An 18,503-nucleotide genomic window follows, 5' to 3' on the forward strand; every position below is an offset into this window, starting at 1 on the left:
CACATGTCGAGTTCGCCTCGATCCGCGGGGGTGTCGGTCGCCCGCGTGAGCTGGGGTGACGGCCTCAGAGATCGGTCGCGAACTCGCTGCGCGCGACCTCGGTTCCGTCCGCGCGGCGAGTGATCTCGAAGTCGCCGAAGACGTTGGGCGCGATGTCCTGAAGGATGCGCAGGCACGCGATCGCGACCCGCCGGATCTCGAGGTCGGCATGTTCGGTCGCGCGCATCGACACGAAGTGCCGCCACGCACGGTAGTTGCCCGTCACGACGAGCTTGGTCTCGGTGGCGTTCGGGAGCACCGCGCGCGCTGCCTGCCGCGCCGCGCGATTGCGCAGCGGAGTACTCGGGATGTCGTCGAGCGACCGTTCGAGGGCGTCGAGGAGTTCCCGGTAGGCCTCCCTGCTCGCGTCGGTCGCCTTCGCGAACAGCGCCTCGAGCACCGGATCGCCCTCGACTGCAGGAGGAACGACGACCCGCGCCTCGTCTTCGCGCACGAAACGTTGCGACATCTGCGAGAGCGACAGGTGACGATGCCGGATCAACTCGTGGGTGCACGAGCGGGAGATGCCGGTGACGTAGAAACTCGCACTCGCGTGTTCGAGCACCGAGTCGTGCCCGACGGTGAGCATGTGCCGCAGATAGCCGGCATTCGTCGCGGTGCGGGGATTCGGCTTGGACCACGTCTGGTAGCACGCGCGGCCCGCGAACTCGGACAGCGCTTCGCCGCCGTCGGCATCCGTGCGCCAGTCGACGTCCTCGGGCGCGAAGAACTCGGTCTTCGCGACGAGCCGCACCGCGAGTTCGGCAGCGTCGGCCATCTCGTCCTCCTAGCTACGCCGGAGGTCGCACTCTACCCGTGCGCCCGCGCCGACGTCCTCGCACACGTTCCGTGCGCATTTCGTCCGCCGCCTGTTCACCGCACCGGGTTACCTTCTTCACGTCACACGAATCTCTCCGCCACACACCGCCGCATCTCGCACTCAATGCAGCACGTCGCCTTCCCGAAGGAGATCCGCCTTGACCGAACACGGTCGCCTCTCCCGTTCCCGATCCGCCCGCCGCACCGGCCTGCGCGCAACACTGGTCGCCGGACTCGCGGCAGGCACACTGCTCGCCGGCACAGCGCCCGCGTACGCCGCGGCGCCGACCCGGGCGATACCCACCCCCACCGCCGAGGCAGCGCCGTGGGACGCCGGCTCGCTGCACCTCGAAGGCGTCGAGAACGCGCGCGACCTCGGCGGCTACGCGACGGTCGACGGCAGGCACGTCCGCACCGGCAAGGTACTGCGCACCGCGGCGCTCGACGACGCAACGCCCACCGACCTGGCGCGATTGACCGAACTCGGCGTGACCGACGTCGACGACCTCCGCACGGTCTACGAGCGCACCGTCGCACCCGACCTCGTACCCGAGGGCGCCACAGCGAACTGGTACGACGCGCTGGGCGGCTCGCCCGTCACGACCCTCGTCGACATGCCGTCAGCGTACCGCGCGTTCGTGACCGGCCCGGGCGCGAATCAGGCGTTCGGCGCCGTACTGCGCGACCTCGTCGAGTCGGACGGCGCGGTGCTCTACCACTGCAGCGCGGGCAAGGACCGCACCGGCTGGACGACCGCGGTGCTCCTCACGATCCTGGGCGTCCCGCGCGACACGATCGAGGAGGACTACCTGCTGAGCAACCGCTACCGCGGGGCCGACCCGCAGAATCCGGGCATCGACGGGGTGTCCGCCGAGTGGCTGGACATTTCGTTCGAGACGGTCACCGCCGTGTACGGCGACTTCGACACGTACGTACGGGACGGGCTCGGACTGTCCGCCGAGGACCTCGACACCCTGCGCGCGAAGCTGCTCGAGGCCTGAGATCCGCTGGCGGCGCCATGATGACACCAACCTGATGTCATGAATACCCTGGCATGATGTCACAGATGACGTCATACTGACATCATGGACCTCGAACCCCACGTACAGCGTCTCCGCGAACACCTCACCGCCGCGGCCGCACTCGGCGACGAGCAGACGCGGGCCACCGCTTCCGCGCTCGCGGACGCGGCCGGCCCGTCGGCGCAACTCGTGCTGTTGAGCGCGCTCGGCGAGTTCGCCGACGAGATCGCCGCACAGCTTCCCGACCGATCGATCGACCTGCGCATGGACGGCGATCGCGTGCGTGCGGACGTGCGGGCGTCCGACCGCTCCGGACCGTCCGGCACCGCTGCCGACGACCTCGGCGCCGCGTTCACGGAGGTCGGCGGCGACATCAGCCGGGTCACGCTGCGACTCGTCGAACAGCTCAAAGCCAAAGCGGAAGAGGCCGCGTCGGAGAACGGCGTATCACTCAATGCCTGGATGTCGCAGGCCGTGCAGGGCGCACTACGCGATCAGATGCGCGGCGGCTGGCCCACCGGCGCGCCCCGGCGGCCGAACCGGCCCACCGACTCCACCGATCCCGGTCCCACAGCCGGGGGCTCGACGGAGGACGGTGGACCGACAGGCACGTGACGACGAACACGCGCGGTGATGGTCTAATGACCACCGTCGTGGCGGGCGATGCCGCCACCGGGGAAAAGGAGCGCCACGTGGCCGTGTCGGGAAGCAAGGAATTCGAGATCGACGCCGCACCGGCCGATGTGATGTCGGCGCTCGTCGCGGTCGAGCGGCTGCCCGAGTGGTCGTCGGCGCACAAGTCCGTCACCGTCGAGTCGTCCTACGACGACGGCCGCCCACGTCTGGTGCGCATGACGATGTCGGTACTCGGGATCAACGACGTGCAGCTCGTCGAGTATTCGTACGACGGCGATGCGGTGATCGCGTGGACCCTGATCGAGAGCGACCAGCAGAAGGCGCAGGACGGCCGCTACCAGCTCGCGCCCACCGAGCGCGGCACGACCAGCGTCGAATTCGAGCTCACGGTCGACCCGAAGATCCCGTTGCCCGGCTTCCTGGTGAAGAAGGGTCAGAAGACTGCACTCGACACCGCGAGCAAGGGCCTCACGAAATTCCTCGAGCAGCGCTGACGCTCGCGGTCGTCTCCGTGCGGAGGGGGCCGGCGAGGTCGCCTCGGTCGGCGACCTCGACGCGTCCCAGCTCGAGCCACTCGGCGAGCTCGCCGAGCGCCGTCGCGAGTTCTCCTGCGACGCGCGTCGTGTCGACGCCCGGTTCGTGCCACGCCGCACGCACGTCGAGCACACCGCGTGCGCGGTCGGCCTTGAGGTCGACACGGGCCACCAGCTCGTCGCCCAGTAGGAACGGGAAGACGTAGTAGCCGTGCACCCGGCGCGCGGCGGGCGTGTAGATCTCTATGCGGTAGCGGAAGCCGAACATGCGCTCGGTGCGCGGCCGGAAGAAGATCAGCGGATCGAACGGGCACAACAGCGCCCGCGCGTCGATGCGGCGCGGCTTGCGGGCGTCGACATCGAGGAAGGCGGGTGCATCCGTGCCCTGCACCCCGACGCGCGCGACGCTGCCTGCGTCGACGAGATCACGGAGCGCGGGCTTGGTCTGCGCGGCGGACAGCCGGTAGTAGTCGCGGATGTCGGCCTCGGTACCGACACCGAGAGCGCGCACCGATCGCGCGACGAGTTCGCGGATCGCGTCGGCTTCGTCGACTCGCCGGTTCAGCAGGCGGGGCGGGACGACCCGTTCCGCGAGATCGTAGTGGCGAACGAATCCGCCGCGGCTGTCGACTGCGAGTGCACCCGACGAGAACAGCTGCTCGCAGATGATCTTGGTGTCGCTGCGGTCCCACCACGGCCCCTTCTTGCCCGGGCGGGCGAGGTCGAGGTACGTCTCGATTTCGCCGGCACTCACCGCGCCACGCTCCGCGACGACGTCCAGGATGTCCTGCGCGAGAGACGGATTGCGCTTCTCGACCTTCGCGGCGTGTCCCCAGCGCCCGCCGCTGAAGTGCTGCATGCGCCACCGCATGTGCGGCCACAACTCGATCGGCATGAACGCGGCCTCGTGTGCCCAGTACTCGACGAGCGTTCGGGGGCGGCGAGCGCTGTGCGACCACGCGGCGTCGTCGAGCATCGCGCGGTCGTACGCACCGAGGCGGCTGAACAGCGGCATGTAGTGTGCGCGCACCACGACCGACACCGAGTCGATCTGGTAGAGCCCGAGCCGTTGCGTGACCGACGCGACGGCGCGCCGGGTGGGTTTGACCGGCCGCGACCCGAAACCCTGCGCGGCGAGACCGATCCGGCGTGCGGCGGCCGCGGTGAGCTCCTCCATGAACGCATCGTGCCACGCACGACCGACACAGCCGTGCCACGCGCGACCGACCTCACTCCATGAGGCTTGCGGCGACCGTCGCACCCAGCTCCCAGCACGCGTCGAGGTCGGCTTTGGCCGGCTTGCCCGACGCGATGACGTACTCGGCTGCCTTCGTCCAGCCCAGGCCGCCGGTGATCGCGTCGACGGCGCGCTCGGCTCCTTCGGTGCCCTGGTTGCCGTGCAGGTACAGCCCGAACGGGCGCCCCCGGGTCGAGTCGAGGATCGGGTAGTAGCACACGTCGAACGCATGTTTGAGCGCTCCGCTGACGTATCCGAGGTTGGCGGGGCTGCCGAGGACGTAGCCGTCGGCCTCGAGCATGTCGCTGGGCGACACCGTGAGGGCGGGGCGACGCACGATCTCGACCCCTTCGATCTCGGGATCGGACGCACCGGAAAGCACCGCTTCGAACATCTCCTGCATGAACGGCGACGGTGTGTGGTGGACGACGAGGAGGGTCTTCATCCTGCCGAGAGTACGAGGCTCAGGTGCCGCGCGCCCGGCGCTCGGCGCGTTCGAGTTCGACGGCACGGCGCATCGTGTCCCGCGCCCGCGAGCGGTCGCCTGCGTAGTCGTATGCGCGGGCGAGCCGGTACGAGCTGCGCCAGTTGTCGGGGTCGGTTTCCCATTCGGATTTGACCTGAGCGAACAGCGCGTCCGCCGCATCGCGTTCGACGCGGCCCGACGGCATCTTCGGCAGGTCGGTCACGTCGAGTTCGAGGTCCTCGTCGTGGGCCCGGTGTGCGAGATGTTGGTGCGCGAACCCGGCGCGCAACGTCGCGTACACGATCCAGATGCCGAGTATCGGCAGCACGAGCACAGCGATCCCGAACACGACGGAGACCGGCCGGCCGTCGCGCACGAGCGCGATGCCTCGGTCGCCGAGGAGAACGAAGTAGAACGCGAGGGCCAGCACCATCGCGGCGATGAGGCCCGTGACGCGGACGACGGGATTTCTCACAGGTCGAGCAGGGGGTCGAGTCCGACGGTGAGCCCGGGCCGGTCGCCGATCTCGCGTACGCCCAGCAGCACCCCGGGCGCGAACGACGTGCGGTCGAGCGAGTCGTGCCGGATGGTGAGAGTTTCGCCTTCGGTGCCGAGCAGCACTTCCTGGTGGGCGACGAGCCCGGCGAGGCGCACCGAGTGCACGCGCACGCCGTCGACGTCGGCGCCGCGGGCCCCGGCGAGCTCGGTGGTCGTGGCGTCGGGGCTCGGGCCGACCCCGGCATCGGCCCGGGCCTGCGCGATGAGCGCTGCGGTGCGGTAGGCAGTGCCCGACGGGGCGTCGGCCTTGTGCGGGTGGTGCAGTTCGACGACCTCGACGGAGTCGTAGAAGCGTGCGGCCGCCGCAGCGAAACGCATCGACAGCACGGCGCCGATCGCGAAGTTCGGGGCGATCAGGACGCCGACCGACGGCTGGTCGGCGAGCCAGGACCGGACGGTCTCCAGCCGTGCCTCGTCGAAACCGGTGGTGCCGACGACTGCGTGGATGCCGTTGCGGATCAGGAATTCCAGGTTGTCCATCACGACGTCGGGATGGGTGAAGTCGATGACCACCTGGGTACCGGTGTCGACGAACCGATCGAGGCTGTCGTCGCGGTCGACCCCCGCGGAGAGTTCGAGATCTGCTGCCGCGTCGACCGCCGCGCACATCGCCTGCCCGACCTTGCCGTGCGATCCGAGCACTCCGACCTTGACGGTGGCAGGTGCATTCACGTCTTTCACTCCGTTTCCGCTCGTCCGACGTCCGCGTTCAGCGTACGCATCGCGCCGCTCGCGGCCCCCGCGAGGTCGCGTCAGTCGAACAGCACGACCTGCCGCAGTGCGGTGCCGTCGGCGAGCGCGTCCATCCCGGCGTTGACCTCGTCGAGCCGGATACGTGCCGAGATCAGCTTCTCGACGGGCAGTCGGCCGTCGCGCCACAACTGCTCGTAGACCGGGATGTCGCGTGACGGCACCGCCGAACCGAGATAGCTCCCGATCACGGTGCGGGCCTCGGCGACGAGTACGAGCGGCGACACCGACGCGACGGCGTCCGGCGCGGGCAGTCCGACGGTGACTGTGGTGCCACCGGCGGCGGTGAGCGCGAGCGCGGTCTCGAATGCACGGGCGTTGCCCGCAGCTTCGACGACGAGGGGCGCGCGCACCGCGTCGGCCGTCGCGTGCTGCGGTGTGTACGTGGCCGCGGCACCGAGTTCGCGGGCGGTGCGCAGCTTCGACTCGACCGCGTCGACGCCGACGACGCGGCAGCCGAGCGAGACCGCTGCGAGCACCGCAGCCATGCCGACGCCACCGAGTCCGACGACGACGACCGTGTCGCCCGGTGCGGGCTTGCCCGCGTTGAGGACCGCACCGCCGCCGGTGAGCACGGCGCAGCCGAGCACGGCCGCGACGTCGGGTGGGACGTCGTCGCCGACCGGGACGACCGAGCGGCGGTCGACGACGGCGTGCGTCGCGAACCCCGACACCCCGAGATGGTGCTGGACCTCCCGGCCGTCGCGGTGCAGCCTGCGGCCGCCGCGCAGCAGCACGCCCTCGTTGTTGGCACGCGAGCCTTCGGTGCACGGCATCGCGCCGTCGGTGGCGCACGCGGCGCACTCGCCGCAGCGGGGCAGGAAGGTCATCACGACGCGTTGCCCGAGTTCGAGGTCGTCGACGCCGGGGCCGAGCGCTTCGACGCGGCCCGCGGCCTCGTGTCCGAGCAACATCGGGACCGGCCGCACCCGGTTGCCGTCGACGACCGACAGGTCGGAGTGGCACAGCCCGGCGGCTTCGATGCGTACGAGGATCTCGCCGTCGCTCGGCGGGTCGAGTTCGAGTTCGGACATCGTGATCGGCGTCGACCGGGCGTACGGGCGCGACCGCCCGATCTCCTCGAGCACCGCTCCCCTGATTCTCATGCCGCGATCATGACACGAGCCCGCGTACGGACGCGGGCAGGTCGCGAGTGCGCCGATAGGGGCCGACGACTGCCGCGCCGAACGGCCTGCGCAGGAGACGCCGGGCGACGCGGCGGACGTCGGCTGGCGTGACGGCGTCGATGTGCGCGAGCGTGTCGTCGACGCTCTGGTGGCTCGCGTAGTTCAGTTCACTGCGCCCGATCCGCGTCATCCTCGACGCCGAATCCTCCAGGCCGAGAACGAGATTGCCGCGCAGCGAGCCTTTCGCCCTGGCGCACTCGACATCCGTGATGCCGCGGGAGGCGACCGCCGCGAGCACTTCGCGCACGACCGTCGCGACCTCACCGAGGTTCTCCGGCTGGCAGCCCGCGTACACCGAGAAGGCACCGGTGTCGGCGAACGAGTCGATTCCCGAGTACACCGAGTACGCCAGACCGCGGATCTCGCGTACCTCCTGGAACAACCGTGAACTCAGCCCGCCGCCGACCGCGGCGTTGAGGACCTGCACCGCCCATTTCTCGGGCTCGTGGCGGCCGTACGAGCGCACGCCGAGCGCGAGATGCGCCTGCTCGCTGTCACGTTCGTGCACGACGAGCGACGGCGCGGTGCGCACGCGTGCCCGGCCCGCGCGCCGCGGTGCGGGATCGGCCTCGGCGACGCGGCCGGCGAAGGCGCGGCGCACCAACTCGACGGTGTCCGCGTGGTCGACATTGCCCGCGACCGCGACGACGGTGTGCCGCGGCGTGTAGCGACGGGTGTGGAACGAGTGCAATTGCGCGCGGGTCATGTCCTCGACGGACGACGTCGAGCCGATCACGGGTCTACCGACAGGATGGTCGCCGAACAGCGCCGTCAGGAATGCGTCGCCCACGAGATCTTCGGGATCGTCGTCGCGCATCGCGATCTCCTCGAGCACCACCTGGCGTTCGACGTCGACGTCCTCGGCCCGGCACAGGCCGTGCAGGACGACGTCGGAGACGAGGTCGAGCGCCATCGGCAGGTCGTCGTCGAGGACGTGCGCGTAGAAGCAGGTGTGTTCCTTGGTGGTGAACGCATTGAGCTCGCCGCCGACACCGTCCATGACCTGAGCCATGTCGAGCGCAGACCTGGTCGGCGTCGCCTTGAACAACAGGTGTTCGAGGAAGTGCGCGGCGCCGGCGACCGACGGGTGCTCGTCGCGTGAGCCGACGCCCACCCAGACGCCGACCGACGCCGAACGCACGCCGGGAACGTACTCGGTGACGACGCGAACGCCGTTGGGGAGGACGGTGCGGGCGACGCCGATGGCGTCGGCGGATCCGGGGCGCGGGACGGCCTGCGCGCGGCCGGGGCGGGAGCGGTATCGGCTGGTCATCGACGAACGGTGCAAGCGCCGAGCAGAGTGCGGTCGTGGTCCACAGACGCGACCCTACACGCGCCGAGAGGGCGAACGGCCCCCGCGTCGTGACGCGGGGGCCGTTCGCCGAGAGCCGGTTACTCTGCCGAGTCGCCTGCAGGCGCGGCGGCGTCGCCCTCGGCGGGGGCGTCGTCGTCGACCGGGACGAGCGAGATCTTGCCGCGGTTGTCGATGTCCGCGATCTCGACTCGGATCTTCGATCCGACGTTCACGACGTCCTCGACCTTCGCGACCCGCTTTCCGCCACCGAGCTTGCTGATGTGCAGCAGGCCGTCGCGACCCGGAAGCAGCGACACGAACGCACCGAACGCCGTCGTCTTGACGACGGTGCCGAGGAATCGCTCGCCGACCTTCGGCAGCTGCGGGTTCGCGATCGCGTTGATCTTGTCGATCGCGGCCTGTGCCGACGGGCCGTCGGACGCGCCGACGAACACCGTGCCGTCGTCCTCGATCGAGATGTTGGCGCCGGTCTCCTCGGTGATCGAGTTGATCATCTTGCCCTTGGGCCCGATGACCTCGCCGATCTTGTCGACCGGCACCTTGATCGCCGTGATGCGCGGTGCGTACGGGCTCATCTCGTCGGGGGCGTCGATGGCCTCGGCCATGACCTCGAGGATCGTGAGCCGCGCGTCCTTGGCCTGCGTGAGCGCACCCGCGAGGACCTGCGACGGGATACCGTCGAGCTTGGTGTCGAGCTGCAGCGCCGTGACGAAGTCCTTCGTGCCCGCGACCTTGAAGTCCATGTCGCCGAAGGCGTCCTCGGCACCGAGGATGTCGGTGAGCGCGACGTAACGGGTCTCGCCGTCGACCTGGTCGGACACGAGGCCCATCGCGATGCCCGCGACCGGCGCCTTGAGCGGGACGCCCGCGTTGTACAGCGACATCGTGGACGCGCACACCGAACCCATCGACGTCGAGCCGTTCGAGCCCAGCGCCTCGGACACCTGACGGATCGCGTAGGGGAACTCGTCGACGCTCGGCAGCACCGGCACGAGTGCACGCTCGGCGAGCGCGCCGTGGCCGATCTCGCGCCGCTTGGGCGACCCGACGCGGCCCGTCTCACCCGTCGAGTACGGCGGGAAGTTGTAGTGGTGCATGTACCGCTTGCTCGTCTCGGGGCCGAGCGAGTCGATCTGCTGCGCCATCTTGACCATGTCGAGAGTGGTGACGCCCAGGATCTGGGTCTCGCCGCGCTCGAACAGCGCGCTGCCGTGTGCACGCGGCACGACGGCGACCTCGGCGGACAGCGAACGGATGTCGGTGATGCCGCGGCCGTCGATGCGGAACTGGTCACGCAGGATGCGCTGGCGCACGAGTTTCTTGGTCAGCGACCGGAACGCCGCGCCGAGCTCCTTCTCGCGACCCTCGAAGTTCTGCTCGAGTGCGCCGAGGACCTCGCCCTTGATCTCGTCGGTGCGGTCGTCGCGCTCCTGCTTGCCGGCGATGGTGAGCGCCTCGGCGAGCTTGTCGGCGGCAACCTTCTCGACGGCCTCGTAGGCGTCGGCCTCGTAGGGCGGGAACAGCGGGAACTCGCCGGTGGCCTTGGCGGCCTTGCTCGCGAGCGCCTGCTGCGCAGTGCACAGGCGCGCGATGAACGGCTTCGCCGCTTCGAGGCCCTCGGCCACGATGGCCTCGGTAGGCGCCTGGGCGCCGCCGTCGACCAGAGAGATGACGTTCTCGGTGGCCTCGGCCTCGACCATCATGATCGCGACGTCCGCGTCGTCGCCCGAGCCGCCGACGATACGGCCCGCGACGACCATGTCGAACACGGCGTTCTCGAGCTGCTCGACGGTCGGGAACGCAACCCACTGGCCGGCCTTGTTCTCCTCCGACGTGATGAGCGCGACGCGCACGCCGCCGACGGGACCGGAGAACGGGAGGCCCGCGATCTGCGTGGACGCGGACGCGGCGTTGATCGCCACGACGTCGTACAGATCCTTCGGGTCGAGGCTCATGACAGTGACGACGACCTGGATCTCGTTGCGCAGACCGTCGACGAAGGACGGGCGCAGCGGCCGGTCGATCAGGCGGCACGTGAGGATCGCGTCGGTGGAAGGACGGCCTTCGCGGCGGAAGAACGAGCCGGGAATGCGGCCCGCGGCGTACATACGCTCCTCGACGTCGACCGTGAGGGGGAAGAAGTCGAAGTGGTCCTTCGGGTGCTTGCCGGCACTGGTGGCCGACAGCAGCATCGTCTCGTCGTCGAGGTAGGCGACGACCGAACCTGCGGCCTGCTGCGCGAGCCTGCCGGTCTCGAATCGGATGGTGCGCGTACCGAACGCGCCGTTGTCGATGACTGCGGTGGATTCGAACACGCCTTCGTCGATCTCGGCGACTGCGGTGGTTTCTGTCATTCTCGTCTTTTCTCTTCGTCTCTTCGTCGTGCGCGACACCGATGGCATCGGTCGCGGCACGGAACTGCACACGCCGCCGCGTGGCGGGGCTCATCCGAGGCAGTGGTCCTGCACCGGCAGTGTGTCTGCAACGGCAGTGGACCTGCACGCCCGGCGGCCATCGATCGAAGCTGCCGTATACCCCGCGGCGGGGCATTCCGGCAACCACTACCGAGGACCGTCCGATCGGATGCAACCCGCGACGCGAAGGCTCGGCGCTCGGTGGCGACCGGGCGGTGCGTCGGACCGGGAGGCCCTGGAGTGCGCTCACGCGCACCCTTCCGAAACCCTACCAGTCGGTCATCGGTCCCCGAGGTGGTCGCGAGGCGACACCGGCGAGCAAGGCACCACGAACGCACGATGCCCGTCCGCCGGAGGGCGGACGGGCATCGTGACGGTCGAGGAAAATCAGCGACGCAGGCCGAGGCGCTCGATGAGCGAGCGGTAGCGCGCGATGTCGACCTTCTGCACGTACTTGAGCAGACGGCGACGACGGCCGACGAGCAGCAGCAGGCCACGACGCGAGTGATGGTCGTGCTTGTGCGTCTTGAGGTGCTCGGTGAGGCCGACGATGCGATTGGTGAGCAGAGCCACCTGTGCCTCCGGCGAACCGGTGTCGGTCTCGTGCAGCCCGTACTCGGTGAGGATCTGCTTCTTCTGTTCGGTGGACAGAGCCACGTTCACTCCTGATGACGACGTCCGCGTGCAAGGAACGCCTCCGATTCGCCGAACGACAAGTTCCGAACGACAAGTTCCGAACGACAAGTTCCGAACGATCCGGAGGCGCGGTGCGGCCACCGCGAACCGCAGCACACACCGATCGACCAGTCTATCAGGACCGATCGGCGAACAACTCGCGGGTGCGATCGGCGTCGCGGTGCATCTGCGCGATCAGCGACTCGACCGAATCGAACTTCTCCATACCGCGCAGCCGCTCGACGAAGTCGACCGCGACATGCTGGCCGTACAGGTCGACGTCCGCGTCGAGTACGTATGCCTCGACCGTGCGGTCGCGGCCCTCGAAGGTGGGATTCGTGCCGACCGAAACCGCGGCCATGGCGGAAGGACCGAGCTCGGGTCCCTCGCCGAGCACGCTGAACCGCGCGGCGTACACCCCGTCGGCGGGGATCGCCGAGTGCACCGGTGGCGCGATGTTGGCGGTGGGAAAGCCGAGGCCCCGACCGCGGCCGTCGCCGTGGACGACGACTCCCTCGACGCGATGCGGGCGGCCGAGCGCCTCTTCGGCGGCCGCCATGTCGCCCGCCTCGACGCACGAGCGGATGTAGGTGGCCGAGAAGGTGACGTCGTCCTGCGACGCGAGCGCGACGCCGTCGACGGCGAAGCCGAAGCGCGCGCCGAGATCGCGCAGCATCGGCACCGTACCCGCCGCCTTCTTGCCGAAGGTGAAGTTGTCGCCGACGACGACCTCGGCGACGTGCAGGCGTTCGACGAGCAGGTCGTGGGCGTACCGCTCGGGCGTGAGCTTCATGAATTCGTGCGTGAACGGCATGACGCAGAAGACGTCGACACCGAGCTGCTCGACGAGTTCGGCGCGGCGTGTGAGCGTCGTCAGTTGCGCGGGATGGCTGCCGGGCCGCACGACCTCCATGGGGTGCGGATCGAACGTCATCAACACGCTCGGCAGGTCGCGGCGGCGCGCCGCGGCGACCGCGCGGTCGATGAGCTGCGCGTGTCCACGGTGCACGCCGTCGAACACACCGATCGTCAGTACACACCGCCCCCAGTCGGGAGGTATTTCGTCGAGACCACGCCACCTCAGCACGAGTCGAAGCCTACGGGGCGGCCCGCGGCGGGTCACGTCGGGACCGGGTGTGGTGCCCTAAGCTCGTGGACGTGGCAGCTCACAGCACCGACTCCCCGGATCCGAGTGCGACCGACGTGCTCTCGTCGGTCGCGCAGGACTATCTGAAGGTCATCTGGACGATTCAGGAGTGGTCGCACGAGCGTGTGTCCACCAAGCTGTTGTCGGAGAAGATCGGCGTGTCGGCGTCGACCGTGTCGGAAGCGATTCGCAAACTCGCCGACCAGGGTCTGGTCGATCACGCGCGCTACGGCGCGATCGCCCTCACCGACGCCGGCCGGGTCGCCGCCGTCGGCATGGTCCGCAGGCACCGACTGCTCGAGACCTTCCTCGTCGAGGAACTCGGCTACGGGTGGGACGAGGTGCACGACGAGGCCGAAGTCCTCGAGCACGCCGTGTCGGATCTGCTGATCTCCCGCATCGATGCGAAACTCGGTTGCCCCGAACGTGATCCGCACGGAGACCCGATTCCGCGGGCCGACGGCTCGGTGCCCACTCCCCCGGCCCGCCAGCTGAGCGATTTCGGCAACGGGGAGCACGGCCGCATCGCGCGGATCTCCGATGCCGATCCCGAGATGCTCCGCTACTTCGACTCGATGGGCGTTGCGCTCGACGTCGAGGTCACCGTGCTCGAACGACGCGACTTCGCCGGCACCGTGTCCATCCGCCTCGGCGACCGCGACGAGTCGGTCGAGCTGGGAAATCCTGCTGCACAGGCGATCTGGATCGTCTGACTCGCGTCAGCGCAGCGTCGCGGGCCGCACCACCATCACCGACGCGGCGCGCCTGCCGCTCTCCCGGACCAATGCGATGGTGTCGCCGTTGGGGGCGATCGCCGCGTACACGTCCTTGCGCCCGACCGGCGTGAGCCAGCGGCCCTGGCTCAGCGATTCCGCCTCGGCCTCGTCGATCGCGCGGTGCGGGAACGCGACCCGCGCAGCCTCGTCGATGCTCAAGCTCACGCGCGGGTCGTCCGCGAGTGCGTCGAGCGTCTTGGCGTGCTCGAGCGTGAACGGACCGACCCGGGTGCGGCGCAATGCCGTCAGGTGTCCACCCACGCCGAGCGCGGCGCCGAGGTCACGGGCCAGCGCCCGCACGTAGGTGCCCGAGGAACACTCGACCGCCACGTCGAGATCGACGTAGCCTCCGCTTTCCTGCCCGCCGCCTGCCTCGTCCTCGGCGCCCCACTCGCCGTCGCGTCGCGCGAGCACGTCGAACCGGGTGACGCTCACCCGTCGCGGCGCGAGTTCGACGCTCGTGCCCTCGCGCATCAGCGCGTGCGCGCGCCTGCCGTCCACCTTGATGGCGCTGACGCTCGCGGGCACCTGGTCGATGTCGCCGGTGAGGGTCGCCACGACGCGGGCGATCGCGTCGTCGGTGACCTGGGACGCGTCGGTGCGGGCGAGGACGTCGCCGTCGGCGTCGTCGCTCGTGGTGGCGGCGCCGAGCCGGATCGTCGCGATGTACGCCTTGGTGGTGAGCGAGAGCAGCCCGAGCATCTTGGTGGCGCGTTCGACGCCGAGGACGAGGACCCCCGTGGCCATCGGGTCGAGCGTGCCGGCATGCCCGACCTTGCGGGTGTTCAACAGCTTGCGCACGCGCGCGACGACGTCGTGGCTGGTCATTCCCGCGTCCTTGTCGACGACGAGCAGTCCTGCTCCCTCGAGACCGGACGCGGGTTTGTCGGTTGCTGCCACGTGCTCCGATTCTGCCAGGACCGGTGCGTGCACCGAAATCGCGCGACCGTTCAGCTCACGACGATCGCGGTGACGATCAGGCCGTCGGACACGAGCCAGCGTCCGTCGAATCCGGTGAGCGGCGCCCCGGACGGGTTGTCGCCCGGCACGAGCAGTGTGGACCGGAACGTGCCGGACATCCCGCTTCCGCCTGCGTCGTCGCGCACGAACGTGATGCGCGCGTCCTCGAACCCGAGCCAGCGGCCGGTGAGCGGGAACCAGGCCTTGTAGGTCGCTTCCTTCGCGCAGAACAGGACGCGGTCCGAGCGCACGCCGTCGCCGAGGCCGCCGCCCGCGAGCCAGTCGCGCTCGTCCGGGATGCTCACGTGGTCGAGCACGCCGTCGGGTAGCCCGTCGTGCGGTTCGGCGTCGATGCCGACCGAGCGCACCCCCATCGCGTACGCGACGACCGCGGCGCGATAGCCGTCGCAGTGCGTGAGGCTGCCGACGACTCCCCTCGGCCACACCGGCGCGCCCTTGTCGCCGCGCAGCACCGGGCCGGGTTCGACGCCGAGCCTCGCCATCGCTTCGCGCGCGCAGTGTCGGGCACCGACGAATTCGCGTTTGCGCTTGTCGACCGCGCGCGCGACGAGTGGCGCCTCGAGCGGGTGTGGTTCGAGACCGGGCGGGTCCTCGAACAGTTCGGCCGCGGCGACTCCGGACGGGAGAATGCGTTCGATCATCGCCGTCCCCTCGCCCGCATCTCGTCGATCTGCGCTTCCTGCTCGGGTGTCACCGTGAAATGACCGCCCCATTTGTTGAGCGCACCCGGTGGGTACTTCGGGTCGGGCAGGATCTGCCGCAGGACGTTGTCGGGCAGGCCACGGCGCTGCCATTCACGGGGGTAGCCGACGGAGACCTCTTCGAAGCGCACCCCGTCGTAGTAGGTGGTGCGCGGGATGTGCAGGTGGCCGTACACCGAGCACACGGCGTGATAGCGCGTGTGCCAGTCCGCGGTGGCCTCGGTACCGCACCACAGGGCGAACTCGGGGTACCACAGCACCTGCGTGGGTTCGCGCACGAGCGGAAAATGGTTGATCAGGACGGTGCGGGTGCCCGGTTCGAGTGCGTCGAGCCGTGCGCGCGTGTAGTCGACGCGGGCGCGACACCATGCGTCGCGCGTCGCGTACGGCTCGCTACCGAGCAGGAACTCGTCGGTGGCGACCACATTCTTCTCGCGGGCGATGGCGAGTCCCTCGGTCTTGTCCCGTGCCCCGGCGGGCAGGAACGAGTAGTCGTACAGCAGGAACATCGGCACGAGCGTCACCGGACCGTCGTCGCCGTGCCACACCGGGTAGGAGTCCTCCGGGGTGAGCACACCGAGTTCGCGGCACATCGCGACGAGATAGTCGTAGCGTGCGACGCCGTGCATCTGCACGGGATCCTTCGCGGTCGTCCACAGCTCGTGGTTGCCCGGCACCCACAGCACCTTCGCGAACCGCTCGGTGAGCAACTCGAGCGCCCACCGGATGTCGTCGGTCTTCTCCGACACGTCCCCCGCCACGATGAGCCAGTCGTCGGGCGATTCGGGTTCGATGCCCTCGGTGACGGGGCGGTTGCCCCGGTGACCGACATGGATGTCACTGACCGCCAACAGTTTCGGACTCACTCACTCATCCTTCCTCATTCCTCCCGGCCTCGTGTCCGCGCCCGTCCGTGCGAGCGCGCAACTGCAGATCCGCGCCCGCAACCGCCCACCGACCCGACAGCGTGCGACCGACGACCGCGCACATCCGCAGAGCGACGAACACCACCAGCCCGGTCCACACTCCCGCAAGCCCCCAGCCGTACGCGAGCGAAAGCCAGATCAGCGGCAGGAAACCGATCAGCGCACACGCGAGCGTCGCATTGCGCAGGAACTTCACGTCGCCCGCCCCGAGAAGCACGCCGTCGAGGGCGAACACGATGCCCGCGACCGGAATGATCGCGACGAAGAACCACCACGCGACATCCATCTCACCGAGTACTGCGGCATCGGTCGTGAACAGCCTGGGCACGACGGTGTGCCCCGCGGCGAATGCCGCCGCGAGCAGCACCGCGAATGCCGCGGACCACCACGTGATCCGCCACGCGAGCCGCCGTGCGCCCGCAACCGCACCACCGCCGAGCGCCGCGCCGACGAGGGTCTGCGCGGCGATCGCGAGCGAGTCGAGGGTGAGCGTCACGAAGTTCCACAGTTGCAGCACCACCTGGTGGGCAGCGACGGCCGCCGCCCCGAACCGGGACGCGACGGCGGCGGCGGACAGGAAGCACGCCTGGAACGCGAGGCTGCGCAGGATCAGGTCGCGGCCGAGCAGCGCCTGCGCACGCATGACGGCCGGACGCGGCGCGAGCGGCACCCGTTCGGCGACGAGGGCGCGGACGAACAAGACCGCGGACACCGACTGGCCCGCGACGTTCGCGATCGCCGAACCTTCGAGGCCGAGGCGGGGTGCACCCCACAGCCCGTGCACGAGGAGTGGGCAGACGAGCGCGGACACCACGAGACCGGTGACGACGAGTCGCAGCGGGCGGATCGTGTTCTGCACACCGCGCATCCAGCCGTTGCCCGCCATCCCGATGAGGATCATCGGCGCACCGAGGACCGCGATGCGCAGCCAACTCTCGGCCGCGGCGGCGATGTCGTGCCCGCCCGCGACGAGGGACACCACGGGCCGCGCGACGACTTGCACGACCGCGACGATCACGACGCCGACGAGCGCCGCGAGCCATGTCGCCTGCACGCCCTCGCCGACCGCGCCTCGCTCGTCGCCTGCGCCGTGCATGCGCGACGCGCGCGCCGTCGTGCCGTACGACAGGAAGGTGAGCTGCGTACTGACCTGCGCAAGGATCAGTCCGCCGACCGCGAGACCCGCGAGCGGCAAAGCACCGAGCCTGCCGACCACCGCGGTGTCGAACAACAGATACAGCGGCTCGGCCGCGAGCACGCCCAGCGCCGGGAACGCCAGCCCGAAGACGCGCCGCGCCGACGCGGTATCGGGTGACGCGTCAGCCAAGGGTCTCGAGCAGCCGGGCGATCACCTGATCACTCGCGCCGGTGGCGGTGTAGCCGGCCGCGAAACGGTGGCCCCCGCCGCCGAGCCGCGTCGCGACGTCGGCGACGTCGACGGAGTTCTTCGACCGCAGGGACACCGACCACGAGCCGTCGCGGGCTTCTTTCACGACCGCGGCGACCTCGGCTTCCGCCGTCGTCCGCACGATGTCGATCACGCTCTCGACCTCTTCGGGCCGCAGTCCCAGCGTGTTCTCGCGACGCACGAAGGCGTACACGAGCCCACCGCCGCCCGCGGCGCCCGGGACGAGCTGCGCGGTGCCGAGCACCGCCGAGAGCATCGGCAGCCACCCGAACGGGTGCGTGTCGAGGAGCCTGCGAGCGATCGCAGCACCGTCGATGCCGGTCGCGAGCAGCCGATCGGCGAGCACGTGTGCACTCGCGCCACCCCACCGGAACGACCCGGTGTCCGTGACCAGCCCGGCGTACAGGCAGTGCGCGAGGTCGCGGTCCATCTCGACGCCCCACCGGTCGAACACCTCGCTGAGGACCGCGGTGGTCGACACCGCGTCGGCGTCGACGAGATGCGAGTCGCCGAACCGGGTGTTCGACGGGTGGTGGTCGACGACGAGGGTGTGCGCGGCGCCCGCCAACCGGCCCGCCAGCGAGCCGAGCCGAGCCGCGCTGCCGCAGTCGACCGTCACGAGGAGGTCGACGGTGTCCGCGACATCGGCCGGATCGACGAGCAGGTGCCGTCCGGGCAGGTCCTCCATCGACTCGGGCAAGGCGCCCGGCTCGGCGAACGACACCTGCACCGGGGTGCCGCGTCGCTCGAAGATCGTGCCGAGCGCGAGGCCCGAGCCGATCGTGTCGGCATCGGGATGGACATGACACAGGACCGTCACCGACGCCGCCGCGTCGAGACGCGCCACCGCGGCATCGCGCTCGTCCGCGAGCCGATCGTGGACGCGGTCCACCGAAATCTCCGTCATCGTGTG

Annotated in this window: 18 protein-coding genes and 1 pseudogene; 4 read left to right on the forward strand and 15 right to left on the reverse strand. The window is 69.8% G+C overall.

All coding sequences use genetic code 11. The annotated features are described in order from the left end of the window. Positions 1 to 64: 64 nt before the first annotated feature. Positions 65 to 817 carry an FAD-dependent thymidylate synthase gene (gene thyX / locus HCA44_RS01530; RefSeq protein ID WP_169646750.1) on the reverse strand — a complete coding sequence of 251 codons (753 nt, stop codon included), beginning with the start codon at positions 815 to 817 and terminating at the stop codon, positions 65 to 67. 199 nt (positions 818 to 1,016) lie between these two features. Here thyX and HCA44_RS01535 point away from each other — a divergent pair, with 199 nt between their 5' ends. The 3 genes and pseudogenes from HCA44_RS01535 to HCA44_RS01545 all read left to right on the forward strand — a co-directional run bounded on the left by HCA44_RS01535 (position 1,017) and on the right by HCA44_RS01545 (position 3,010). Next, positions 1,017 to 1,859: a tyrosine-protein phosphatase gene (locus tag HCA44_RS01535; protein ID WP_240945220.1), complete on the forward strand. Its 843-nt coding sequence runs from the start codon at positions 1,017 to 1,019 to the stop codon at positions 1,857 to 1,859. A gap of 84 nt (positions 1,860 to 1,943) precedes the next feature. Beyond that, a pseudogene (locus HCA44_RS01540) lies at positions 1,944 to 2,384 on the forward strand (toxin-antitoxin system HicB family antitoxin); the annotation flags it as partial. A 188-nt stretch (positions 2,385 to 2,572) separates the two neighbouring features. Beyond that, positions 2,573 to 3,010, forward strand: coding sequence for an SRPBCC family protein (locus HCA44_RS01545; protein ID WP_169646752.1), 438 nt, complete (start codon positions 2,573 to 2,575; stop codon positions 3,008 to 3,010). On the opposite strand, the gene HCA44_RS01550 is transcribed toward HCA44_RS01545, so the two are convergent. The 9 genes from HCA44_RS01550 to HCA44_RS01590 all read right to left on the reverse strand — a co-directional run bounded on the left by HCA44_RS01550 (position 2,985) and on the right by HCA44_RS01590 (position 12,738). Next, the gene (locus HCA44_RS01550; protein ID WP_169646753.1) at positions 2,985 to 4,226 is read right to left on the reverse strand and encodes a crosslink repair DNA glycosylase YcaQ family protein; all 1,242 of its coding nucleotides are present in this window, start codon (positions 4,224 to 4,226) and stop codon (positions 2,985 to 2,987) included. The two genes, HCA44_RS01545 and HCA44_RS01550, sit on opposite strands and share 26 nt — an antisense overlap. A 52-nt stretch (positions 4,227 to 4,278) precedes the next feature. Next, positions 4,279 to 4,731 carry an NAD(P)H-dependent oxidoreductase gene (locus tag HCA44_RS01555; protein WP_169646754.1) on the reverse strand — a complete coding sequence of 151 codons (453 nt, stop codon included), beginning with the start codon at positions 4,729 to 4,731 and terminating at the stop codon, positions 4,279 to 4,281. Between the two features lie 19 nt (positions 4,732 to 4,750). Next, on the reverse strand, positions 4,751 to 5,227 hold the full coding sequence (locus tag HCA44_RS01560; RefSeq protein WP_346764515.1) for a hypothetical protein: 477 nt from the start codon (positions 5,225 to 5,227) through the stop codon (positions 4,751 to 4,753). Beyond that, a complete protein-coding gene (gene dapB, locus HCA44_RS01565) occupies positions 5,224 to 5,982 on the reverse strand; it encodes a 4-hydroxy-tetrahydrodipicolinate reductase (RefSeq protein WP_169646755.1) in 759 nt (252 codons plus the stop codon). The genes HCA44_RS01560 and dapB overlap by 4 nt, the downstream gene beginning before the upstream one ends. An 80-nt stretch (positions 5,983 to 6,062) precedes the next feature. Further along, positions 6,063 to 7,166, reverse strand: coding sequence for an alcohol dehydrogenase catalytic domain-containing protein (locus HCA44_RS01570; protein ID WP_169646756.1), 1,104 nt, complete (start codon positions 7,164 to 7,166; stop codon positions 6,063 to 6,065). Positions 7,167 to 7,173: 7 nt separating this feature from the next. Continuing rightward, entirely contained in the window at positions 7,174 to 8,520 is a 1,347-nt protein-coding gene (locus HCA44_RS01575; protein ID WP_169646757.1) for a pitrilysin family protein, read from the reverse strand. 119 nt (positions 8,521 to 8,639) lie between these two features. Continuing rightward, positions 8,640 to 10,916, reverse strand: coding sequence for a polyribonucleotide nucleotidyltransferase (locus HCA44_RS01580; protein ID WP_169646758.1), 2,277 nt, complete (start codon positions 10,914 to 10,916; stop codon positions 8,640 to 8,642). A 447-nt stretch (positions 10,917 to 11,363) separates the two neighbouring features. Then, entirely contained in the window at positions 11,364 to 11,633 is a 270-nt protein-coding gene (gene rpsO, locus HCA44_RS01585) for a 30S ribosomal protein S15 (protein WP_169646759.1), read from the reverse strand. A 154-nt stretch (positions 11,634 to 11,787) separates the two neighbouring features. After that, on the reverse strand, positions 11,788 to 12,738 hold the full coding sequence (locus tag HCA44_RS01590) for a bifunctional riboflavin kinase/FAD synthetase (RefSeq protein WP_169646760.1): 951 nt from the start codon (positions 12,736 to 12,738) through the stop codon (positions 11,788 to 11,790). A 71-nt stretch (positions 12,739 to 12,809) separates the two neighbouring features. On the opposite strand from HCA44_RS01590, the gene HCA44_RS01595 reads away from it, so the two are divergent. Continuing rightward, a complete protein-coding gene (locus HCA44_RS01595) occupies positions 12,810 to 13,511 on the forward strand; it encodes a metal-dependent transcriptional regulator (protein WP_169646761.1) in 702 nt (233 codons plus the stop codon). 6 nt (positions 13,512 to 13,517) lie between these two features. On the opposite strand, the gene truB is transcribed toward HCA44_RS01595, so the two are convergent. Genes truB through HCA44_RS01620 form a run of 5 tightly spaced genes read right to left on the reverse strand, consistent with a single transcriptional unit; the run spans position 13,518 to position 18,497 of the window. Next, positions 13,518 to 14,474: a tRNA pseudouridine(55) synthase TruB gene (gene truB / locus HCA44_RS01600; protein ID WP_169646762.1), complete on the reverse strand. Its 957-nt coding sequence runs from the start codon at positions 14,472 to 14,474 to the stop codon at positions 13,518 to 13,520. 50 nt (positions 14,475 to 14,524) lie between these two features. Continuing rightward, entirely contained in the window at positions 14,525 to 15,196 is a 672-nt protein-coding gene (locus HCA44_RS01605; RefSeq protein WP_169646763.1) for a 4'-phosphopantetheinyl transferase, read from the reverse strand. Continuing rightward, positions 15,193 to 16,122 (reverse strand): metallophosphoesterase, encoded by a 930-nt coding sequence (locus HCA44_RS01610; RefSeq protein WP_169646764.1) that lies wholly within the window; start codon positions 16,120 to 16,122, stop codon positions 15,193 to 15,195. The genes HCA44_RS01605 and HCA44_RS01610 overlap by 4 nt, the downstream gene beginning before the upstream one ends. A 4-nt stretch (positions 16,123 to 16,126) precedes the next feature. Further along, the gene (locus tag HCA44_RS01615) at positions 16,127 to 17,509 is read right to left on the reverse strand and encodes an MATE family efflux transporter (protein ID WP_169646765.1); all 1,383 of its coding nucleotides are present in this window, start codon (positions 17,507 to 17,509) and stop codon (positions 16,127 to 16,129) included. Continuing rightward, a complete protein-coding gene (locus HCA44_RS01620; RefSeq protein WP_169646766.1) occupies positions 17,502 to 18,497 on the reverse strand; it encodes a bifunctional oligoribonuclease/PAP phosphatase NrnA in 996 nt (331 codons plus the stop codon). Before HCA44_RS01620 ends, HCA44_RS01615 begins: the two co-directional genes overlap by 8 nt. Between the last annotated feature and the right edge of the window lie 6 nt (positions 18,498 to 18,503).

This window comes from Rhodococcus sp. HNM0569, assembly GCF_012726205.1.
In the GTDB taxonomy this organism is placed as follows: Bacteria; Actinomycetota; Actinomycetes; order Mycobacteriales; family Mycobacteriaceae; genus Rhodococcus_F.